This is a genomic window from Hymenobacter sp. B1770, assembly GCF_049896385.1.
Classification (GTDB): domain Bacteria; phylum Bacteroidota; class Bacteroidia; order Cytophagales; family Hymenobacteraceae; genus Hymenobacter.
Window position 1 is genome coordinate 1 of sequence record NZ_JAFCUF010000047.1, and the last position, 1,005, is coordinate 1,005.

Annotated in this window: 2 protein-coding genes; one reads left to right on the plus strand and one right to left on the minus strand. The window is 60.5% G+C overall.

Features of this window, described 5'->3' with window-relative positions:
- Positions 1-255, plus strand: a 255-nt coding sequence (locus ACP7AJ_RS21365) for a hypothetical protein (protein ID WP_426062264.1), incomplete at its 5' end; no start/stop codon positions are given.
- Between the two features lie 542 nt (positions 256-797).
- Here the strand turns inward: ACP7AJ_RS21365 and ACP7AJ_RS21370 are convergent.
- A partial coding sequence (locus tag ACP7AJ_RS21370) for a hypothetical protein (protein WP_426062266.1) occupies positions 798-1,005 on the minus strand: 208 nt, incomplete at its 5' end.

Genomic DNA, 1,005 nt, shown 5'->3' on the forward strand with positions numbered 1-1,005 from the left:
CGCGTCTGGCAGCAGCTGCACCCGCGGCGCGTCTGGGCGGTGCGCGGCGACGACGACCTCCCCAGTCCGTTGGGAGCCTGCGCGGTCGACGACGGGGACAAGCTCGTCTTTTACTTCCTGGACAAGCAACGCATTCGGCTAGTGGACTTTTACGCCCCGGCCGAGCAGCAGGACTGTGGCGGGCACGAGGTAAACCGGGCGCAGGCCCTGGAAGCGAGCCGCACCTTGCGGGCCTTGTTTCCACGTGTGCGGTAGTGCCCGAACAGCAGGGACTCTTGTCGGTGCTTGGCTGGCAGCGGTTGGGCGGGTAGTCCGAAAAGGGTAGCCCCCTTATTAAATGTTCTTTGAAGCAAATAGAGCGCGTTTTGCTTTTTGGACCGTGGCTGTTGCAGAAGTCTCAGATACGCTTCCAGAACCGGTTGCATTCGCTTTACAGAGAACGGAAAGGGTGTCAGAAGCACGTTTTAGGGAGGTGCCGAGTGAGTACACGGCTTCTGGAGCGCATGGCGCTGAGTTCTGCAACAGCCACGACCGTTTGAGTGAACCGGCTTATAGATTTGCTCAATGCCGACAAAGGAGAGGCGTTCTCCACCCACTTCGGCAGGGTGCTAGTAGCGACCGGTACCCCCGAAAAAGCCCAACGCCTCCACCGCGTCCCCCCGACCCCGGTAGGGGCATTTTCCAACCCGCCGACGCCGGCTACAAACGGGCCCAAGACATCGCCCGCGAGCGCGGGGCAAGCATTCCGGGTTTGAAAGAGAACCGCTAATAGGTAGAAAAGAAAAGCCGCGGAAGCGCTATTTCAGTTCCTGGGCAGCTGGTGCCCGCTTACCCAACAAGTGGGGTCTGATGATCACGCTCAACCCCACCAAAGTGGCCGTAGAAGCCAGGTCGGAGTCGCGTTGAAAGAAGGCGTTCAGTGGCGTGGAACCGCCCACCTGAAATTGCCCCTGGAGGGCACCGTGGCCGACGCGCGCAAAAAGCGACCAATCGCCGTATACCTCC